This is a genomic window from Bradyrhizobium sp. Leaf396, assembly GCF_001424605.1.
In the GTDB taxonomy this organism is placed as follows: domain Bacteria; phylum Pseudomonadota; class Alphaproteobacteria; order Rhizobiales; family Xanthobacteraceae; genus Bradyrhizobium; species Bradyrhizobium japonicum_C.
This window is the reverse complement of record NZ_LMQJ01000031.1, coordinates 1-15,784: the sequence shown is the minus strand read 5'-3', so window position 1 is coordinate 15,784 and position 15,784 is coordinate 1. Positions and strand designations below refer to the sequence as shown.

Genomic DNA, 15,784 nt, shown 5'->3' with positions numbered 1-15,784 from the left:
TGACGAAGCGTTAGGCAATTCCGGCGAGAGAGAGTTGGGGGTGGCGAGAGGTTTGTGCGCCGCCCTTTCCGTGTCGAGAGCTGCCGAAGCGAGAGCGTCGAGCAACAGGTTCATGTGAATTCACGCGGACGCGGCGGGCGTCTCGCATGAAGCGCGTTTAGGAGCAATGGATGGCCACCAAGGCAAAGACGCTGCAGGCGAAGGACAAGGAAAAAGACGACAAGGCAGCGGATGCGCCGGAGAAGGACTCCCAGGACGCGCCCTCGCCCTTGCTCGACCTGTCCGACGCCGCCGTGAAGAAGATGATCAAGCAGGCCAAGAAGCGCGGCTTCGTGACCTTCGATCAGCTCAACGAAGTCTTGCCGTCCGACCAGACCTCGCCCGAACAGATCGAGGACATCATGTCGATGCTCTCGGACATGGGCATCAACGTCACCGAAGCCGACGACAGCGAAGGCGAGGAGGAGAAGGACGAGGGCGACGACGACACCGACAACGAGCTCGTCGAGGTCACCCAGAAGGCCGTCACCGAGGTCAAGAAGAGCGAGCCGGGCGAGCGCACCGACGACCCGGTGCGCATGTATCTGCGCGAGATGGGCACGGTCGAGCTGCTGTCCCGCGAAGGCGAAATCGCGATCGCCAAGCGCATCGAGGCCGGCCGCGAGGCGATGATCGCTGGGCTCTGCGAGAGCCCGCTGACCTTCCAGGCCATCATCATCTGGCGCGACGAGCTCAACGAAGGCAAGATCTTCCTCCGCGACATCATCGATCTCGAAGCGACCTATGCCGGTCCCGACGCCAAGGGCGGCATGAACACCGCGATGATCGCGGGTCCGAACGGCGAAGCCTCTGCCGATGGCGACGCGGCCCCGACCGCCGGGGCGCCTGCGCATGTCGCCCCCCCGGCTGCGCCGCCGTCGCCGACCCCGTTCCGCGCGGCGCCCGCCGGCGGCGCGGATGCAGTCGAGGAGAAGGATCCCGGCGAGGCTGCGGCCGAATCCGACATGGACGACGACGAGTTCGAGAACCAGATGTCGCTGGCCGCGATCGAGGCCGAGCTCAAGCCGAAGGTGGTCGAGATCTTCGACAGGATCGCCGACAGCTACAAGAAGCTGCGCAAGCTTCAGGAGCAGGACATCCAGAACCAGCTCGACAGCTCCTCGCATGGGCCCTCGCTGTCGCCGCCGCAGGAGCGCAAGTACCGCAAGCTCAAGGATGAGATCATCGTCGAGGTGAAGTCGCTGCGCCTCAACCAGGCCCGTATCGACAGTCTCGTCGAGCAGCTCTACGACATCAACAAGCGCCTCGTCTCGCACGAGGGCCGCCTGATGCGCCTTGCCGACAGCCACGGCGTCGCGCGCGAAGACTTCCTGCGCAACTACACCGGCTCGGAGCTCGATCCGCGCTGGCTCAACCGCGTCTCGAAGCTGTCGGCCAAGGGCTGGAAGAATTTCGTCCATCACGAGAAGGACCGCATCAAGGAGCTCCGCCACGAGGTGCATCAGCTCGCGGCGCTGACCGGCCTCGAGATCGTCGAGTTCCGCAAGATCGTGCACTCCGTGCAGAAGGGCGAGCGCGAGGCACGCCAGGCCAAGAAGGAGATGGTGGAAGCCAACCTCCGCCTGGTGATCTCGATCGCCAAGAAGTACACCAATCGCGGCCTGCAGTTCCTCGACCTGATCCAGGAAGGCAACATCGGCCTGATGAAGGCGGTCGACAAGTTCGAGTACCGCCGCGGCTACAAGTTCTCGACCTACGCCACGTGGTGGATCCGGCAGGCGATCACCCGCAGCATCGCGGACCAGGCCCGCACCATCCGCATCCCCGTGCACATGATCGAGACGATCAACAAGATCGTGCGCACGAGCCGCCAGATGCTCAACGAGATCGGCCGCGAGCCGACCCCCGAAGAGCTCGCCGAGAAGCTCGGCATGCCTCTGGAGAAGGTCCGCAAGGTTCTCAAGATCGCCAAGGAACCGCTCTCGCTGGAGACCCCCGTCGGTGACGAGGAGGATTCACATCTCGGCGATTTCATCGAGGACAAGAACGCGATCCTGCCGATCGACGCCGCGATCCAGTCCAACCTGCGCGAGACCACCACGCGCGTGCTCGCCTCGCTCACGCCGCGCGAGGAACGCGTCCTGCGCATGCGCTTCGGCATCGGCATGAACACCGACCACACGCTGGAAGAAGTCGGCCAGCAGTTCAGCGTGACGCGCGAGCGCATCCGCCAGATCGAAGCCAAGGCGCTGCGGAAGCTGAAGCATCCGTCGCGGTCGCGGAAGCTGCGGAGCTTCTTGGATAATTGATCGTAGACAGCGATCCAAAGCAAAGCGGCGGGCCTTGGCCCGCCGTTTTTGTCAGTGTCATTGCGAGCGTTGCAAACCCATCCAGATTTTTTCCGCGGAGAGACCTCAGCTTGCTTCGCTGCGCTCGCAAGGCCGTGGAGAAGCCGAGGATCTACTTCTTCTTCGTCCCCACCCGCTCGAGCCGCTTGATCTCCAGCGGCGGACGGCCGCTCTTTTCGGCGATCTCGCGGTCCTGCTCCATGATGAAGCCGCGGGCGGGTTCGTCGCCGTCGAGGCCGCCGAGCAACTCGGCGGGGACGCGGCGGTTGGAGCGCTGGGAATCGTCCTCATAGACGACGTTGAAGAAGGCGAATTCGCCTTTGGGATTGGTTCCGGGTTTCTTGGCCATGGGCGGCTTGTGGTCGATAGTCGTGCGGCAGTCAATTGACTTTGGCGACGATCGACCTTTTGCCGTGACAGAACGCTGCTGGGCTTGATTCGGCTCAGGGATGAAATCTGGCGCTGAGAAAGGGCGGAGGCTTGTTGCGATCCGCCGTGCGCGGTTCGAGAGGGCCCTCGCCTCGATAAACGGCGGGCCGAAGCCCGCCGTTATCTTGGTCTTCAGCGTCGCCCGGGGCTGGCAGGGCAACAACCTAAAATAGAAGGCTATAGGCTGACCTGTGCGATGGCAAGGCAAATCGTGGTGGCGCCGATGTCGCAGCCAGCGCATCAGATCTGCGTCAATGCGATGGAAGTGCAACTGCAGGCCCAAACGATTGTTCTGGACTGTCGAACCACTTTGTTCATCTGCCCGCGCGCGCAATGCAGGCAGGACGACGCGTCTTGTAGGAAAGCGCACCGGCCTGCACGCCTTCCCATCTGCGGGCGGGACGGTGTGCCTGCGCAGGCGATTTCGAAGATCCCGCGCGCCAATATCAATGCGTGTGCGGACGCTGCGCCACTTCCTGAACGGCGAGCCGCGATCCATGTCCGCCGCCTTTGTCGCCGTTCTCGTTGCGTCCCTGAGCCATGATCGCACTGCCCATCGCGGCCGAGCCGAACGTGATGAGGAAGGAGGCGAGCAGCAGGATGAGCGCAACGCCCGGTGCACTGTCGGCGAAGATCAGCTCGCGCAGATGTCCGGGGTTGAGCCAGAGCAGCCCGCCGACCAGCAGCGCGGCGGCGCAGGCGCCGATCGCGAGGTTGATGGCGAGCAGGCGAAACAGCGGAATGCGGAGGAGGGCGGGCCGCGGCGCTTGGGGAGGTTGATGGTTGGACATGGGTGATCGTTCTATGCTGGTCAGTGCAATGGCCGATCGCACGGCGCAAGCAAATATTACCTTGGCGCCAACTCTCTCATCCGTCGACCCGGGGCGCGATGAAGTCGCGAGCCCGGAATTCACTCATCCATCGTCTTCGCGGCCCGATCGATTGCGGGCTCGCGCGTTGCGCTCCCGGGAATGACGAGCGGAAGGCCTGCCGAAACCGCTGGTCTCACGCCGCTGGTGCCACCCGGTTGCCTGCCTCGCTCGCCTGGGCCGCCTGCTGGCGCTCCATCATGGTCTGCCAGAGCGTTGCGATGCTCTCCTGCGTTTGCGGTGCGATCAGGCAGTGGCCTTCGTTGTCGAAGCCGCAGAACCGCACCGATGCATCCTTCTTCACCTCGGTCAGCGCCTGGTTGATCATCTCGAGGCAGGTGATGACCTGGCCGACGTCCGCGAGGCGCGTGTGATGCAGGATGTCCAACAGGCGGAACGTCATCACTGCGGGACGGCCGATGTTGATGCCGGGCCGGCCGAGCTCGAACAGTACGTTCACCGCCGGAAGCACGCCGCGGATGTGCTCGAGCACGCCGGCCATGTCTTCCACGCTGCAGGCGACCAGATGCGCCGTCTGCGGCGGGGTGGCCGCCGGCGGGCGCGACGCAAGGCCGAGCGCGGCGATCACCTCTTGCTCGATCCATTGCCGCACCGGGGCTGGGGCATTGCGAATCTGCTCGGCAGTGAAGGTAATTCCGGTCATGTGTGGTTCTCCTGTTGGCCTCAGTCTAGAAAGCACGGCGTAAGACAGTTTGATGCGGATCAAGCCTTGCGCTTTCCCAGGCTTTCCCTGCGCTTCAAGCCTTGCGCTTTGACGCTCGGTTCGTTCCCGGGCATGATCCGCGCTGCTTCGCGCAAGGATTCTGGGGATTGCTCCACATGTCGAGACTGCTTCTCGCGGCCGCCTTCGTTGTTCTGGCCGGCGGGCCGGCGCAGGCCGCCCGCTGCGGCGGCGACTTCAACAGCTTCATTGCCAGCATGGCGCAGGAAGCGCAGGCAGCCGGCGTCTCGGCAGGCGTGACGAGCGCGGCGCTCAGTGGCGTGACGGTTGATCCTGCGGTGCTCGCCTTCGACCGGCGCCAGCGCTACACCTTCAACAAGACTTTCGAGCAGTATGTCTCGACCCGCGTCGGTGCCGGCCGTATCAATGGGGGCCGTGCGATGCTGCAGCGTCACGCCGCGCTGCTCTCCCGCATCGAGCAGAAGTTCGGCGTACCCCGTTACATCCTCGTCGCCATCTGGGGCCTGGAGAGCGACTTCGGCAAGGGCGACACCGGCAAGCTGCCCGTGATCCGCACGCTGGCGACGCTCGCGCATGATTGCCGCCGCACCGACCTGTTCCAGGGCGAACTGCTCGCCGCGCTCAAGATCGTGCAGCGTGGCGACCTGCAGCTGCGCGACCTCATCGGGGCCTATGCCGGTGAGATCGGCCAGACTCAGTTCCTGCCGTCGTCCTACATCAAGTATGGCGTCGATTTTGACGGCGACGGCCATGTCGACCTCCGCCACAGCATCCCCGACGTGCTCGCCTCGACCGCGAACCTGCTCCACACCAGCGGCTTCAAGATGGGTCAGCCCTACGGCGAGGGCACGCCGAATTTCGAGGCGATGCGCGAGTGGAACAGGGCGGTGGTCTATCGCAAGACGATCGGCTATTTCGCCGACCGGCTGATGGGGCAGTGACTTCACCCTCCCCTGGAGGGTGAAGCGCAACGGCCCTACGTCCCCTTAGCCATCTTCTCCAGCCGCCGCTGCAGCGGGGCCCAGTACGTTCCCGGGCGGAAGCGCTGCAGCAGGTCCATGAAGCGAGCGTCGTTGCCGATCAGGATGCGCGGCTCGTTTCTTTCGATGCCCCTGATGATGCGCAGCGCGGCATCCTTCGGCGAGGTCTTCGCCGCATTCTCGAACCGCTCGATCGACTGCGCCCGGCGGGCATTGTCGGTGACACCGATGCCGGTGCGTGCATTGCGCGCAATTGCTGTGGCGACGCCGCCGGGGTGGACCACCGACAGCTTGATCGGGCTTCCCGCCATCGCTAGCTCGTGCCGCACGCTCTCGGAAAAGCCGCGCACCGCGAACTTCGCCGCCGCATAGGCCGATTGTCCCGGTGGCGCGATCATGCCGAAGATCGAGGAGAGATTGACGATGTGCCCCTCCGCCTGTGTCTTCAGGTGAGGCAGGAAGGCGCGCGTGCCGTGCACCACGCCCCAGAAATTGATGTCGAACAGCCAGTCCATCTGAGCCTGGTCGATCTCCTCGAACGAGCCCATCAGCGCCACGCCAGCATTGTTGACGACGATGCCGAGGGCGGGATGCGCCGTGGTCGCCTCGCTCGCGAATTGTGCGATGTCGGCGGGCTCGCTGACGTCTACCCGATGCACGCTGACCTTGCGCGTCGTTCCGATCTCCGCCGCCAGCGCCTTTAATCCCGCCTCGTCGCGGTCAGCGAGCGCCAGATCGCAGCCGCGCTGCGCCAGCTCGATGGCGAGTGCCCGGCCGATCCCGCTCGCGGCTCCCGTGATTGCGGCGGCGCCGCGAATCGTCGTCATGGTTTCCCCCGTCAAGTGCCTGATAATGGAACTATGAGTTACTTTTTTTTGAAATGAAACCGAACCGCAGCCGCTCTCGATTTTTAACATGCGTTATGGAGGCATGCATTGGGAGCCGCCGATGGGACAAGCAGAGCCATTTCGCGCGACAGCGCTGATCGTTGAAGACGACGTCATGCAGCGGGAGATGCTTTGCGTCCTCCTTGAAGAGAGCGGCTACCAGGTGATCCAGTGCGAAAGCGCCGAGGCCGCCGAGCGCGTCCTCGACAAGAGCGCCGGGGCACTCTGTCTGATGCTGACCGACGTCCAGCTTGCCGGCCGCATGAACGGCGTCGAGCTCGCGCATGTCGCCAAGCACCGCAATCCGAAGCTCGACGTCGTCGTCACCTCCGGCCGCCCGCTGAAGCAGCCCTTGCCCGATGGCGCCAAGTTCTGGGCCAAGCCCTGGGCGCCGCTCGACGTCTTGCGAGAAGCCGAGATCGCTCAGCTGTCCTGACCGCAGCCTTGAGGGGGCACGCTTTCTCGCGGCCGGATGAGGTGATAAGGTCGCGCATGACCTTGTCCTTCCTGCTCACTTCGCTCATCGTCGTCGCTTCACCCGGCACCGGCGTGCTCTATACGCTGGCCGCCGCACTGACTCGCGGCTCACGGGCGAGCGTCGCCGCCGCCTTCGGCTGCACGCTCGGCATCGTGCCGCACATGGCGGCGGCGATACTCGGCCTTGCCGCGGTGCTCCACACCAGCGCGCTCGCCTTCGCCGTGCTGAAATGGTGCGGCGTCGCATATCTGCTCTACATGTCCTGGCAGGCGCTGCGCGAGACGGGAGCTCTGGCGGTTGGCGGTGAGATTCGCGAGCGATCGAGTGGCCGCGTCATCGTCACCGGAGTCCTGATCAACATACTCAATCCGAAGCTGTCGATCTTCTTCCTCGCCTTCCTGCCGCAGTTCATCGCCGCGGACGAGGCCCATGTGCTGGCGCGCATGCTGGAATTGAGCGGCGCCTTCATGGTCATGACCTTTGCGGTGTTCGTCCTCTACGGACTCTGCGCCGCCTCGGTGCGCGAGCACGTTATCTCCCGTCCCCGCGTCATGGCGTGGCTACGGCGCAGCTTCGCCGCAGGATTTGCCGCGCTCGGCGCCAAGCTCGCCCTTGCGGAGCACTAGTCCTCGTCAGAAAGGCGGCGAGGGAGCAGCATCGGCGCCAACAAGCGAGGCAATAAAAAAACGGGCCTGCTGCCCGCCATTTCAAACCCGTTCGATCCCACCCGACGCCCGGGCGGAGCGACACCCCACCCGGGCAAAGAAACAGAAGCTTCGTTACTTCTTCTTCGCCTTCTTGGCCTTTTTCGCCTTCTTCTTCGCCGCCTTCTTCGCTTTCTTAGCCATAGTATCCTCTTAGGGGTTAATGGTGGAACGCGACACGAGGGATGCTCGGCGGAGGGCCAGCCTCGCAACATCCTCGATGACAAACTCAGCAGATTCGCAGCCGGCTGCCCCGCGCTGTCATGTCTTCGTCATCGTCTTATCCACAGCTCTGATGCATTTTCGGATGATTTTGCCGCGCGAATCCGCTTCGCAACGCTTTCTCCTCGCAACCAGCTCGTCCGCGGCAAGCCTTGCTTAACGATGTCGGCCGGGTCGCCGGATTCATCAATCCAAAACCAAGGCTCGGCTTTGCACGATTGCGGTGAGACTCCATTAAGCGCGCCGCGCGCATGATCGTCCACAAGAACATGGGGGCGGGTATGTACGGGCAGTTGCCGAACGAAGAGGGCGGGACCATGCGTGTCCCGCAGTCGCCATGCTGAGCGTGCCGACACTCTGGACCGTCATTGTCATCAACTTCCTGGCGCTGGGCCTAATCTGGGCCTATGTGGCGCGCGCCTATCCCAAATTCGAGGCGGCGCGGTACTGGACGGCGGCGGCGGTGCTGGCGGCATCGGGTGCGGGAATCTCGATGCTGCGCGAGGTGATGGACCCGCGCTTTCCGCTGATCGTCGGCGGCGGTCTGATGATCTTCTCGTCCTGGCTCGCCTGCATGGGTGTGGCGCGGTTCTATCAGCGCCCGGTGTCGTGGCCGGCCGCGATCGCCAATTCGCTTCTCTGCAGCGCCAGTCTCGCCTTCTTCCTGATTGCCGTCGACAACATGCCGATGCGGGTGTTGACCTACTCGCTGGGGCAATCGACCCCGGTCGTGCTGACTCTGCCGCTGCTTCTCAGCAGGCAGAATGGCCGGGAAAATCCGGGCGCTCGTCTCGCTGCGATCGTCGGGATGCTGCTTCTGTCCATTCACCTCGTCCGCTCCGGCGCGGCGCTGCTCGGCTATGGCGGCGCCGTCACCGCGATCAACTTCAACGGTTTGCAGTCGGTGATGATCCTGCTGCTGGTGTTCCTGGCGATGGCCTGGAATTTCGCCTGTCTCCTGATGGCGATCGAGCGGCTGCGCAACGAGGTTGCCGACCTCGCGCTGCTCGACGATCTCACCGGCGTCGCCAACCGGCGGCATCTGCTGCAGCGCCTGACCGAGGAATGCGCCCGCTCCGAGCGCAGCGGCGTCCCGTTCTCGCTCCTGGTAATCGATCTCGACGGCTTCAAGGCCATCAATGACACCCACGGCCACGCTGCGGGCGACGCGTGTCTCAAGCACTTCACCCTGATGGCGCAGACGCGCCTGCGGCCCGGCGATATGCTCGCCCGCACCGGCGGCGACGAGTTCTGCGTCGTGCTGCCGTCGTCCTCCTTGCGCGAAGGCGCGCTGATCGCCCGGCGCGTGCTCGAGGCGTGCCGTCAGGATGCTGCCGGCTGCACCGGCAGCGACATTCCGATCGCGATCTCGATCGGTGTCGCGCAGTGGGATTGCAGCATCGGGGAATCCCCGGACCGCCTGATGGCCAACGCCGACCATGCTCTCTATGCCGCCAAGAAGAACGGTAAGAACGACTTCGCTGTCTATGATCCCGCCCCGCCGCCGCTTTCGCCCGAGGCGGTCGAGGCACTGCGCAAATTCGCATGAAGCCTGCTAGGCTCGGGTCATATTGGACCCGCATGATGTCTCGCCTGGCTGCGGCCGTTTTCGCTGCGCTTCTCGTCGCCCCCGCCGCCGCGGTGGAGGCCGAGCTCGCAAAGCTCGCGCGCGCCTCGGGCACGCCTGACATCCCCGGCCTTAACATCGTCTGGCTGGCGCCATGGGGCGACGTCCGTAACGCACACCCCTGGCGCAATATCATCGTGCACCAGACCGAGGGACCTGCCGGCTCGGCGCGCGGGGGCGCGCAAGCGCAGGCGAAGAATCCGACGCGGCGCGGCGTCACGGTCTGGGTCGAGACCGACGGCACGGTCTATTGGGCGGTGGCCGAAAACCACGTGCCGACCCACGGCGACGGCGCCAACCGCAACGATAACAAATACATCGACAACAAGCCGACCTATCGCCAGGTGGTGCGCGACAATTCGATCGGTGTCGAGTTCGCCGGCAACTATCCCGACGTGGCGACGGGCCCGACCGAAGCACAGGTCGCGGCGTGGAAGATCCTCGTGAAGATCCTGCGCGCGCGCTACGACATCCCGCTCGAGCGCGTCTATGCGCACAACTGGGTCGACTACAAGGACGCGCGCTATTGCGAAGGCTGCTGGCTCGCAACGCTGGCGCGGATGTGGGGGGAATAGGCCCACCGCGATTCCGGGCGCGACGACGTCGTGACCCAGGATCCATTCCTGCACCAGCTGCGGCCTGATGGATTCCGGGTTCGCACCAAGAGGCGCTCCCCGAAATGACGGGAGCGGGTCACACCGCCCGTGCGGTCCAGCCGTAGAAGCGCATCAGACAAACAAAAAAGCCGGCGCTGCCGCCGGCTTCTTCTCTCCTTCGATCCGCCAATCTCTGGTGCCGAAACACCTCGCTCAGTGCGCGGCTTCCAGCGCGGCCTGTTCCTGCCTTGCGATCGTGCCCTTGACCGCGGACTGCACCTTCTCGAAGGCGCGGACCTCGATCTGGCGGACGCGCTCGCGCGACACGCCGAACTCGGCGGCAAGGTCCTCCAGCGTCATCGGCTCGTCGGCGAGGCGGCGCGCCTCGAAGATGCGGCGTTCGCGCGGGTTGAGCACGCCCATGGCGCCATTCAGCGCATCACGGCGGTGATCATACTCCTCGTGCTCCGCCATCATGGCTTCCTGGTTGGGCGTGTTGTCGACCAGCCAGTCCTGCCATTCGCCGGCCTCGCCGTCGTCGCGGATCGGAGCGTTTAGCGACGCGTCACCACCGAGGCGGCGGTTCATGTCGATCACGTCCTGATCGGTGACGCCGAGGCGCTTTGCGATCATCTTCACCTGGTCGGGGCGGAGATCGCCCTCATCCAGCGCGTTGATCTTGCTCTTCGCCTTGCGCAGGTTGAAGAACAGCTTCTTCTGGTTCGCGGTGGTACCCATCTTCACGAGCGACCAGGAACGCAGGATGTACTCTTGAATCGACGCCTTGATCCACCACATGGCGTATGTCGCGAGACGGAAGCCCTTGTCGGGCTCGAAGCGCTTCACCGCCTGCATCAGGCCGACATTGCCTTCCGAGACGACCTCGGAGATCGGCAAGCCGTAGCCGCGATAGCCCATGGCGATCTTGGCCACGAGACGGAGGTGGCTGGTGACGAGTTGGTGCGCCGCGTCACGATCGTCATGCTCGCGCCAACGCTTGGCGAGCATGTATTCCTGCTGGGGTTCCAGCATCGGAAACTTGCGGATCTCGGCGAGGTAGCGAGAAAGGCCGGATTCTCCATTGAGGACCGGCAAAGCAGCGGTACGGGCCATAGTGCGCCCTCCAAAAGGTTCAGGCCCCCGATAGCGGCGGGCCAGGCAGACGACCGCTGTGTCAAAGCCGGTCGGGCTGCGATGTTCCGCGTTGGTCATTCAACGCAAGCGCAATATACCCTATCGGGGGTCGAAAAGGGAAGGATTGCTGACGTCACGAGGCCGTGTGGCCGCTATAACTTTTTGTAATGTAAAGTCTTTCTGAACCGTCCTGCGTCATTGCGCCGCTTGGAGGGCACGCTGAAGGAGAAGCAAATCCTCCGGCAGCGGCGCCTCCCAGTGCAGAAGTTCTCCGGTCCTGGGGTGCTCCAATACCAGGAGATAGGCGTGCAAGGCCTGCCGTCCCAGCGCGGCCAAAGCCGCCTGCGATTCGGGGCCAAGCTGGTTGGCCTTGGTCTTGAAATGCGGGCCGTAGACGGCATCCCCCATCAGCGGGTGCCCGATATGGGCGAGATGGACTCGGATCTGGTGGGTGCGCCCGGTCTCGAGCTCGCAGGCGAGGAGGCTCGCCACCGGCTTGCCGTCCCGCCCGGCAAAGCTCTCCAGGATCTCCCAATGCGTGACCGCCTCGCGGCCGCCCTGGCGCACCGCCATCTTCTCGCGCGCATGCGGATGGCGGTCGATCGGCGCGTCCACCGTGCCGCGATGCCGGTTCGGCACCCCCCAGGCAAAGGCCATGTAGCCGCGCCGCATCTCGCCGGTACGGCCGTGGTCGGCAAACTGCGCCGACAGCGAGGCATGGGCGAGGTCGTTCTTGGCCACCACCATCAGCCCCGTCGTGTCCTTGTCGAGCCGGTGCACGATGCCGGGCCGGCGCACCCCGCCGATGCCAGACAGCGAGGCGCCGCAATGGGCGATCAAAGCATTCACCAGCGTGCCGGTCTCGTGGCCGGCCGCGGGATGCACCACCAGCCCCTTGGGCTTGTTGAGGACGACGATGTCATCGTCCTCGAATACGATGTCGAGGGCGATATCCTCGCCCCTGGGCTCGGCGGGCGCCGCCTGCGGCACGTCGATTATGATCGTATCGCCCGGACTGACGTGATAAGCGGGGTCGCGGACCGCGGAGGCCTTCAGGTGGACGGCGCCCGCCAGGATCAGGGCTTTCAGCCTCGATCGCGACAGCTCGGTGAGGCGCGCCGCCAGCACGCGGTCGAGCCGGGCCGAGCCCTCATCGCCGACGACCACGACCTCCAACCTTTGCGCAGAGCCAAGATCCTTAGGGCCAAGAGTTTCCATGACGACGTCTGATACCGATGTTCCCGAGCCGACCCCCGAACAGGCCGCGCTATTCGCGCGGGTGAGGCGGATGATGCTGATCGCGGGGCTGACCACGGCGCTGGCGTTCTGCGCCGTGCTGATCGCGGTGGGCTACCGCCTTTTCAAGTCGGAGGGAAGGGCGGTGGAGGCCGGCGGCGACGTCACCGCCACCCTGCCGAAGGGCGCCAGGATCGTTTCGACCGGTGTCGCCGGCGACCGGCTCGTGGTCACGCTGGACCTCGGTGGCGTCACCGAGATCCGCACGTTCGACGCCCACACGCTGAAGCCGGCCGGAAAGCTGAAATTTGCCAATGAGCCGTAAAAGGCCCATCGGGGTCCTTGCGGCAGACAAATTTCGAGGCTATTCGGTACCCCTCACGCTCCCTTCGTCTAGCGGTTAGGACGCGGCCCTCTCAAGGCTGAAACAGGGGTTCGATTCCCCTAGGGAGCGCCAGCGGCTCTAGAAGCGCTGAGATTTCAAAAACATCACGCAAATCATGGCTTTGACTGCGCTCTGGTGGTAGCACTGCGTGGTAGCTTTTGATGCGCGCGTTGATGGGACTGATTAAGGACAGGCACGGGACTTACTACGCGCAACGGAAGGTGCCCGAACGCCTTCAAGAGGCGGTCGCGCGCGTGCTCAATTCAGGACGTGGTCGCCAAGTCTTCCTAAAGAAGTCACTGGGGACCAAGGTCCTCAAGGCGGCGAATGTGGCCGCAACGCACGTCCTCGCTGACTTCGACCGGACGATTGCCGATGCTGAAGCGCTACTGAAGGAGCGTCCCGTAACTCCATCGCTGACTGATGCGCAGATAAAGCGCATGGCAGAAGCATACTACGCAGCCAGATTGGCGAATGATGAGGAGGAGCGCCGCGAGGGCACTGGCTCCGAGCCGTTGTTTCAAAGCATCGCGAAGCAGCTCAGTGCGGCGGGTGTCGAGTATCAAACCCCATTTGCCGTAGGTGTGACCCCAGAGGCTGGCCTGTCGGACCGCGAAGTGCTGAAGCGCGTTGGCACACTCGAATACGAGCTTGCCATCGTCCCGCCCGCGTTGGCTCGCGGCGACATCAGCGTCATCCGCGAGGAGCTGGATGAACTGCTGAGTGATTTCCAACTCAACGTTGACCGCAAGAGCCAGTCGTACCGAAAGCTCGGTATGGCGGTGCTAACGGCATATGTTCGCGCCATCAGGGACATCGAGAGGCGGAATGTAGGTGAGCCGATTGAGACACCTCAATCTTTCTACGCGCTCTCTCAGCTTCCCACGGGTGAACAGGGGGGCACGCTACGTGAAGCCTTCGAGGGCTGGAAGAAAGAGCGTGAACGGCCGGAGGGCACGGTGCATGAGTACGGTCGAGCCATCGAGATGTTCATCCAACTGCACGGCGATCTGCCCATCACGGAAATCAAGCGCTCCCACGCGCGCACGTTCCGCGAAGCGTTGCAATTGGTGCCGAAGTCTCGCAAGGGGGCACTTCTGAAGGCATCACTGCGGGACCTTAGCGACTATGGTCGCTCACACCCGACAATCCAGAAGGTATCACCGGGCACCGTCAATAAGCAGTTGGGCGCGGTACAGGCTATCGCCGGATGGGGACGGCATAACGGGCTTGTGCCTGAGGACGCTCCCTGGTCTGACCCTTTCAATGAAATGCGACTAGAAGAGGAGCAGTCCCAGCGTGAACCCTTTGACGCGCGCGACTTGCAGACCATCTTCAATGCTCCCCTGTTCACCGAACACAAGCTCCCGGTGGGAGCGAAGGGAGCGGCGGGGATATGGCTTCCGTTGCTCGCACTCTTCGCCGGAGCCCGTCAGGCCGAATACGCAGGTCTCCGTGTCTCTGACATTCGGGAGGATGAGCAAACAGCCGTTCCGCTCATGTGGTTCACCCGTGATGTCAAGGCGGGGCGCAGATTGAAGACAAAATCATCGGAACGAGTGGTGCCAGTACATCCTCTGCTTATCGACATCGGCTTCCTCAACTATGTGGCAGAGCGCCGAAAGGATGGCGAGCAGGCTTGGTTGTTCCCCACTGTTGCTCCTGATCAGAAGGGAGCGTTGAGAGGCTGGGCGAAATGGTGGGGGCGGCACCTGCGCAACCATGTAGGCGTCAAGGACACCAACAAGGTCTTCCATAGCTTCCGGCACGGCTTTCAGGATGCGCTTCGCCAAGCGACACCCGACGAAGAGTTGCGGGATGCTCTAGCGGGCCGCAGTAGCGGGAAGTCTGTGAGCCGAAGGTATGGCGCAAAGGCCATGCTGGAGCGCTGGGGCGTGAAGGCTCTCAAAGCGGCAATCGACAAGATTAACTACCCCGGCCTCGACCTGTCGCGTGTCAAGCCGCTGCGCGCGTCACATGTGGCACGCCGAGGACCTAAATAGCTCGGTCGGCATGGGCTCACGTCGTTGGCAGAAGGTTGGTTGAGCAGGATGACAGAGAACTCAGATAACTGGGAGCCGCACGAACGCCTCGCATGGCAAGCGAAGACGCCAAAGAAGGAACGAGAAGCGCTCGACAACGCGCCCTTGGCGACCCTGCGTGCAATACCAGCATCATCAAGCGCTTTCATGCTCACCAGCGATTTGGCCGAGCGCTATCCGAGGCCGCAGGCGGCCAAGGGCAAGGCGTACGCACGCCACAAGACACTGGTCGACTATGCGAACGCCGTAGGCGCATTCATCGCCGATCTGCTTGCTGCCGTCGAACGCGATCGGAGCGAGGGCTGGCTCATGTGCTCACACGACAAGGGCGACTACACCGGCCAATACGTCAAATGGCGCATGTTCGATGGTGTTAGGACGGCGTGGCTTGAGGCTGGCCTGATCGAGCATAAGCCGGGTTATCCGGGCAGGCTGGAGTTCGGCAACCCAGGTCCAAGCTCGGGCAAGCTAACCCGCTACAGGGCCACACCGAGGCTCTTGGAGATTGCTGCGGGACACGGCATTACACCGGCCAACGTCCTCGAACATTTCAAGTTCGAGTTCATGATGCCTTCCGAGCTAATCCGGCTCACTAAGCCTCCCGAGCCGACACCGAATACACCAAGGGTCGCTGAGCTACGCCGTGATGTCGCCGAACTGAACGCGTTCTTCGCCAAGCAGACCCTTACACATCCGAAACATCCGACGATTAAGCACCTTGGGTGGATACGAATATTCCACGCGTACACCAAGGGCTACCGATGGAATAAGGGCGGCCGCCTCTACTCCCAGCCTCGGCTCTGACGCAAGTTTGGTGCAGCGCCGACTATTCTGCACCGATTAGTCTGGCTTGAAGCAGATCGATTTTGCCGCGGCCGTACATTTGACGTCGAASGAGCTTGAGGCGCGTGATCTGACCTTCAGTCTGGCCGTTGGACCATGGTGAAGTGATTGCCGCCCGTACCGCCGCCTCATCCTTCGCGACGCCGCTGGCGAACGAGGCGACGAGACTGGCGCCAGCGCGCTCAATCCATGGGGCGAGGCCCGCCTCGGTCYTGCGCCGGATCATCAGGTGGAATTCAGCGATGATTTCGCGTGCCTCGACCAGTGTTGGTACGCCGGCTTCGATCGCCGCGATCGTGAC

General features: G+C 63.6%; 15 protein-coding genes, 1 tRNA gene and 1 pseudogene. 10 read left to right on the top strand and 7 right to left on the bottom strand.

Annotated features, from left to right (window positions below; translation table 11 throughout):
• Window positions 1–170: 170 nt before the first annotated feature.
• Window positions 171–2,309 (top strand): RNA polymerase sigma factor RpoD, encoded by a 2,139-nt coding sequence (gene rpoD / locus ASG57_RS24300; RefSeq protein ID WP_024340359.1) that lies wholly within the window; start codon window positions 171–173, stop codon window positions 2,307–2,309.
• A gap of 151 nt (window positions 2,310–2,460) precedes the next feature.
• Here the strand turns inward: rpoD and ASG57_RS24295 are convergent, their stop codons facing one another.
• The 3 genes from ASG57_RS24295 to ASG57_RS24285 form a co-directional block, all read right to left on the bottom strand.
• Entirely contained in the window at window positions 2,461–2,697 is a 237-nt protein-coding gene (locus tag ASG57_RS24295) for a hypothetical protein (RefSeq protein WP_024340358.1), read from the bottom strand.
• A 526-nt stretch (window positions 2,698–3,223) separates the two neighbouring features.
• The gene (locus ASG57_RS24290; RefSeq protein WP_024340357.1) at window positions 3,224–3,568 is read right to left on the bottom strand and encodes a hypothetical protein; all 345 of its coding nucleotides are present in this window, start codon (window positions 3,566–3,568) and stop codon (window positions 3,224–3,226) included.
• A 214-nt stretch (window positions 3,569–3,782) separates the two neighbouring features.
• On the bottom strand, window positions 3,783–4,310 hold the full coding sequence (locus tag ASG57_RS24285; RefSeq protein WP_024340356.1) for a hypothetical protein: 528 nt from the start codon (window positions 4,308–4,310) through the stop codon (window positions 3,783–3,785).
• 176 nt (window positions 4,311–4,486) lie between these two features.
• Here ASG57_RS24285 and ASG57_RS24280 point away from each other — a divergent pair, with 176 nt between their 5' ends.
• The gene (locus ASG57_RS24280) at window positions 4,487–5,290 is read left to right on the top strand and encodes a lytic murein transglycosylase (protein ID WP_024340355.1); all 804 of its coding nucleotides are present in this window, start codon (window positions 4,487–4,489) and stop codon (window positions 5,288–5,290) included.
• Between the two features lie 35 nt (window positions 5,291–5,325).
• On the opposite strand, the gene ASG57_RS24275 is transcribed toward ASG57_RS24280, so the two are convergent.
• The gene (locus ASG57_RS24275; RefSeq protein ID WP_024340354.1) at window positions 5,326–6,156 is read right to left on the bottom strand and encodes an SDR family NAD(P)-dependent oxidoreductase; all 831 of its coding nucleotides are present in this window, start codon (window positions 6,154–6,156) and stop codon (window positions 5,326–5,328) included.
• Window positions 6,157–6,277: 121 nt separating this feature from the next.
• Here ASG57_RS24275 and ASG57_RS24270 point away from each other — a divergent pair, with 121 nt between their 5' ends.
• From ASG57_RS24270 to ASG57_RS24255, 4 genes are all read left to right on the top strand, one after another.
• The gene (locus ASG57_RS24270) at window positions 6,278–6,652 is read left to right on the top strand and encodes a response regulator (protein ID WP_024340353.1); all 375 of its coding nucleotides are present in this window, start codon (window positions 6,278–6,280) and stop codon (window positions 6,650–6,652) included.
• Window positions 6,653–6,708: 56 nt separating this feature from the next.
• Complete coding sequence (locus ASG57_RS24265; RefSeq protein WP_024340352.1) at window positions 6,709–7,320, top strand: LysE family translocator; 612 nt, start codon at window positions 6,709–6,711, stop codon at window positions 7,318–7,320.
• A 637-nt stretch (window positions 7,321–7,957) separates the two neighbouring features.
• Complete coding sequence (locus ASG57_RS24260) at window positions 7,958–9,169, top strand: GGDEF domain-containing protein (protein WP_024340351.1); 1,212 nt, start codon at window positions 7,958–7,960, stop codon at window positions 9,167–9,169.
• 32 nt (window positions 9,170–9,201) lie between these two features.
• Window positions 9,202–9,822 carry a peptidoglycan recognition protein family protein gene (locus tag ASG57_RS24255; protein ID WP_024340350.1) on the top strand — a complete coding sequence of 207 codons (621 nt, stop codon included), beginning with the start codon at window positions 9,202–9,204 and terminating at the stop codon, window positions 9,820–9,822.
• A gap of 234 nt (window positions 9,823–10,056) precedes the next feature.
• Here ASG57_RS24255 and rpoH read toward each other — a convergent pair whose 3' ends face one another.
• Window positions 10,057–10,956 carry an RNA polymerase sigma factor RpoH gene (gene rpoH, locus ASG57_RS24250; RefSeq protein ID WP_024340349.1) on the bottom strand — a complete coding sequence of 300 codons (900 nt, stop codon included), beginning with the start codon at window positions 10,954–10,956 and terminating at the stop codon, window positions 10,057–10,059.
• A 216-nt stretch (window positions 10,957–11,172) separates the two neighbouring features.
• Complete coding sequence (locus ASG57_RS24245) at window positions 11,173–12,291, bottom strand: RluA family pseudouridine synthase (RefSeq protein ID WP_422867752.1); 1,119 nt, start codon at window positions 12,289–12,291, stop codon at window positions 11,173–11,175.
• Between ASG57_RS24245 and ASG57_RS24240 the strand changes: the two genes are divergently transcribed.
• The 4 genes from ASG57_RS24240 to ASG57_RS24225 all read left to right on the top strand — a co-directional run bounded on the left by ASG57_RS24240 (window position 12,194) and on the right by ASG57_RS24225 (window position 15,444).
• Window positions 12,194–12,538 (top strand): hypothetical protein, encoded by a 345-nt coding sequence (locus tag ASG57_RS24240; protein ID WP_024340347.1) that lies wholly within the window; start codon window positions 12,194–12,196, stop codon window positions 12,536–12,538. The genes ASG57_RS24245 and ASG57_RS24240 overlap by 98 nt on opposite strands.
• Before the next feature lie 57 nt (window positions 12,539–12,595).
• Window positions 12,596–12,670 (top strand) — tRNA-Glu (locus ASG57_RS24235).
• Window positions 12,671–12,759: 89 nt separating this feature from the next.
• The gene (locus tag ASG57_RS24230) at window positions 12,760–14,601 is read left to right on the top strand and encodes a site-specific integrase (protein WP_057197855.1); all 1,842 of its coding nucleotides are present in this window, start codon (window positions 12,760–12,762) and stop codon (window positions 14,599–14,601) included.
• A gap of 48 nt (window positions 14,602–14,649) precedes the next feature.
• On the top strand, window positions 14,650–15,444 hold the full coding sequence (locus tag ASG57_RS24225; RefSeq protein ID WP_156402800.1) for a hypothetical protein: 795 nt from the start codon (window positions 14,650–14,652) through the stop codon (window positions 15,442–15,444).
• A gap of 22 nt (window positions 15,445–15,466) precedes the next feature.
• Here ASG57_RS24225 and ASG57_RS24220 read toward each other — a convergent pair.
• Window positions 15,467–15,784 (bottom strand): annotated as a pseudogene (locus ASG57_RS24220) (ISL3 family transposase); the annotation flags it as partial.

Excerpts from the sequence above, each read along its gene's own strand:
- rpoD (WP_024340359.1), top strand. The coding sequence starts at position 171 with ATGGCCACCAAGGCAAAGACGCTGCAGGCGAAGGACAAGGAAAAAGAC.
- ASG57_RS24295 (WP_024340358.1), bottom strand. The coding sequence starts at position 2,697 with ATGGCCAAGAAACCCGGAACCAATCCCAAAGGCGAATTCGCCTTCTTC.
- ASG57_RS24290 (WP_024340357.1), bottom strand. The coding sequence starts at position 3,568 with ATGTCCAACCATCAACCTCCCCAAGCGCCGCGGCCCGCCCTCCTCCGC.
- ASG57_RS24285 (WP_024340356.1), bottom strand. The coding sequence starts at position 4,310 with ATGACCGGAATTACCTTCACTGCCGAGCAGATTCGCAATGCCCCAGCC.
- ASG57_RS24280 (WP_024340355.1), top strand. The coding sequence starts at position 4,487 with ATGTCGAGACTGCTTCTCGCGGCCGCCTTCGTTGTTCTGGCCGGCGGG.
- ASG57_RS24275 (WP_024340354.1), bottom strand. The coding sequence starts at position 6,156 with ATGACGACGATTCGCGGCGCCGCCGCAATCACGGGAGCCGCGAGCGGG.
- ASG57_RS24270 (WP_024340353.1), top strand. The coding sequence starts at position 6,278 with ATGGGACAAGCAGAGCCATTTCGCGCGACAGCGCTGATCGTTGAAGAC.
- ASG57_RS24265 (WP_024340352.1), top strand. The coding sequence starts at position 6,709 with ATGACCTTGTCCTTCCTGCTCACTTCGCTCATCGTCGTCGCTTCACCC.
- ASG57_RS24260 (WP_024340351.1), top strand. The coding sequence starts at position 7,958 with ATGCTGAGCGTGCCGACACTCTGGACCGTCATTGTCATCAACTTCCTG.
- ASG57_RS24255 (WP_024340350.1), top strand. The coding sequence starts at position 9,202 with ATGATGTCTCGCCTGGCTGCGGCCGTTTTCGCTGCGCTTCTCGTCGCC.
- rpoH (WP_024340349.1), bottom strand. The coding sequence starts at position 10,956 with ATGGCCCGTACCGCTGCTTTGCCGGTCCTCAATGGAGAATCCGGCCTT.
- ASG57_RS24240 (WP_024340347.1), top strand. The coding sequence starts at position 12,194 with ATGACGACGTCTGATACCGATGTTCCCGAGCCGACCCCCGAACAGGCC.
- ASG57_RS24230 (WP_057197855.1), top strand. The coding sequence starts at position 12,760 with ATGCGCGCGTTGATGGGACTGATTAAGGACAGGCACGGGACTTACTAC.
- ASG57_RS24225 (WP_156402800.1), top strand. The coding sequence starts at position 14,650 with ATGACAGAGAACTCAGATAACTGGGAGCCGCACGAACGCCTCGCATGG.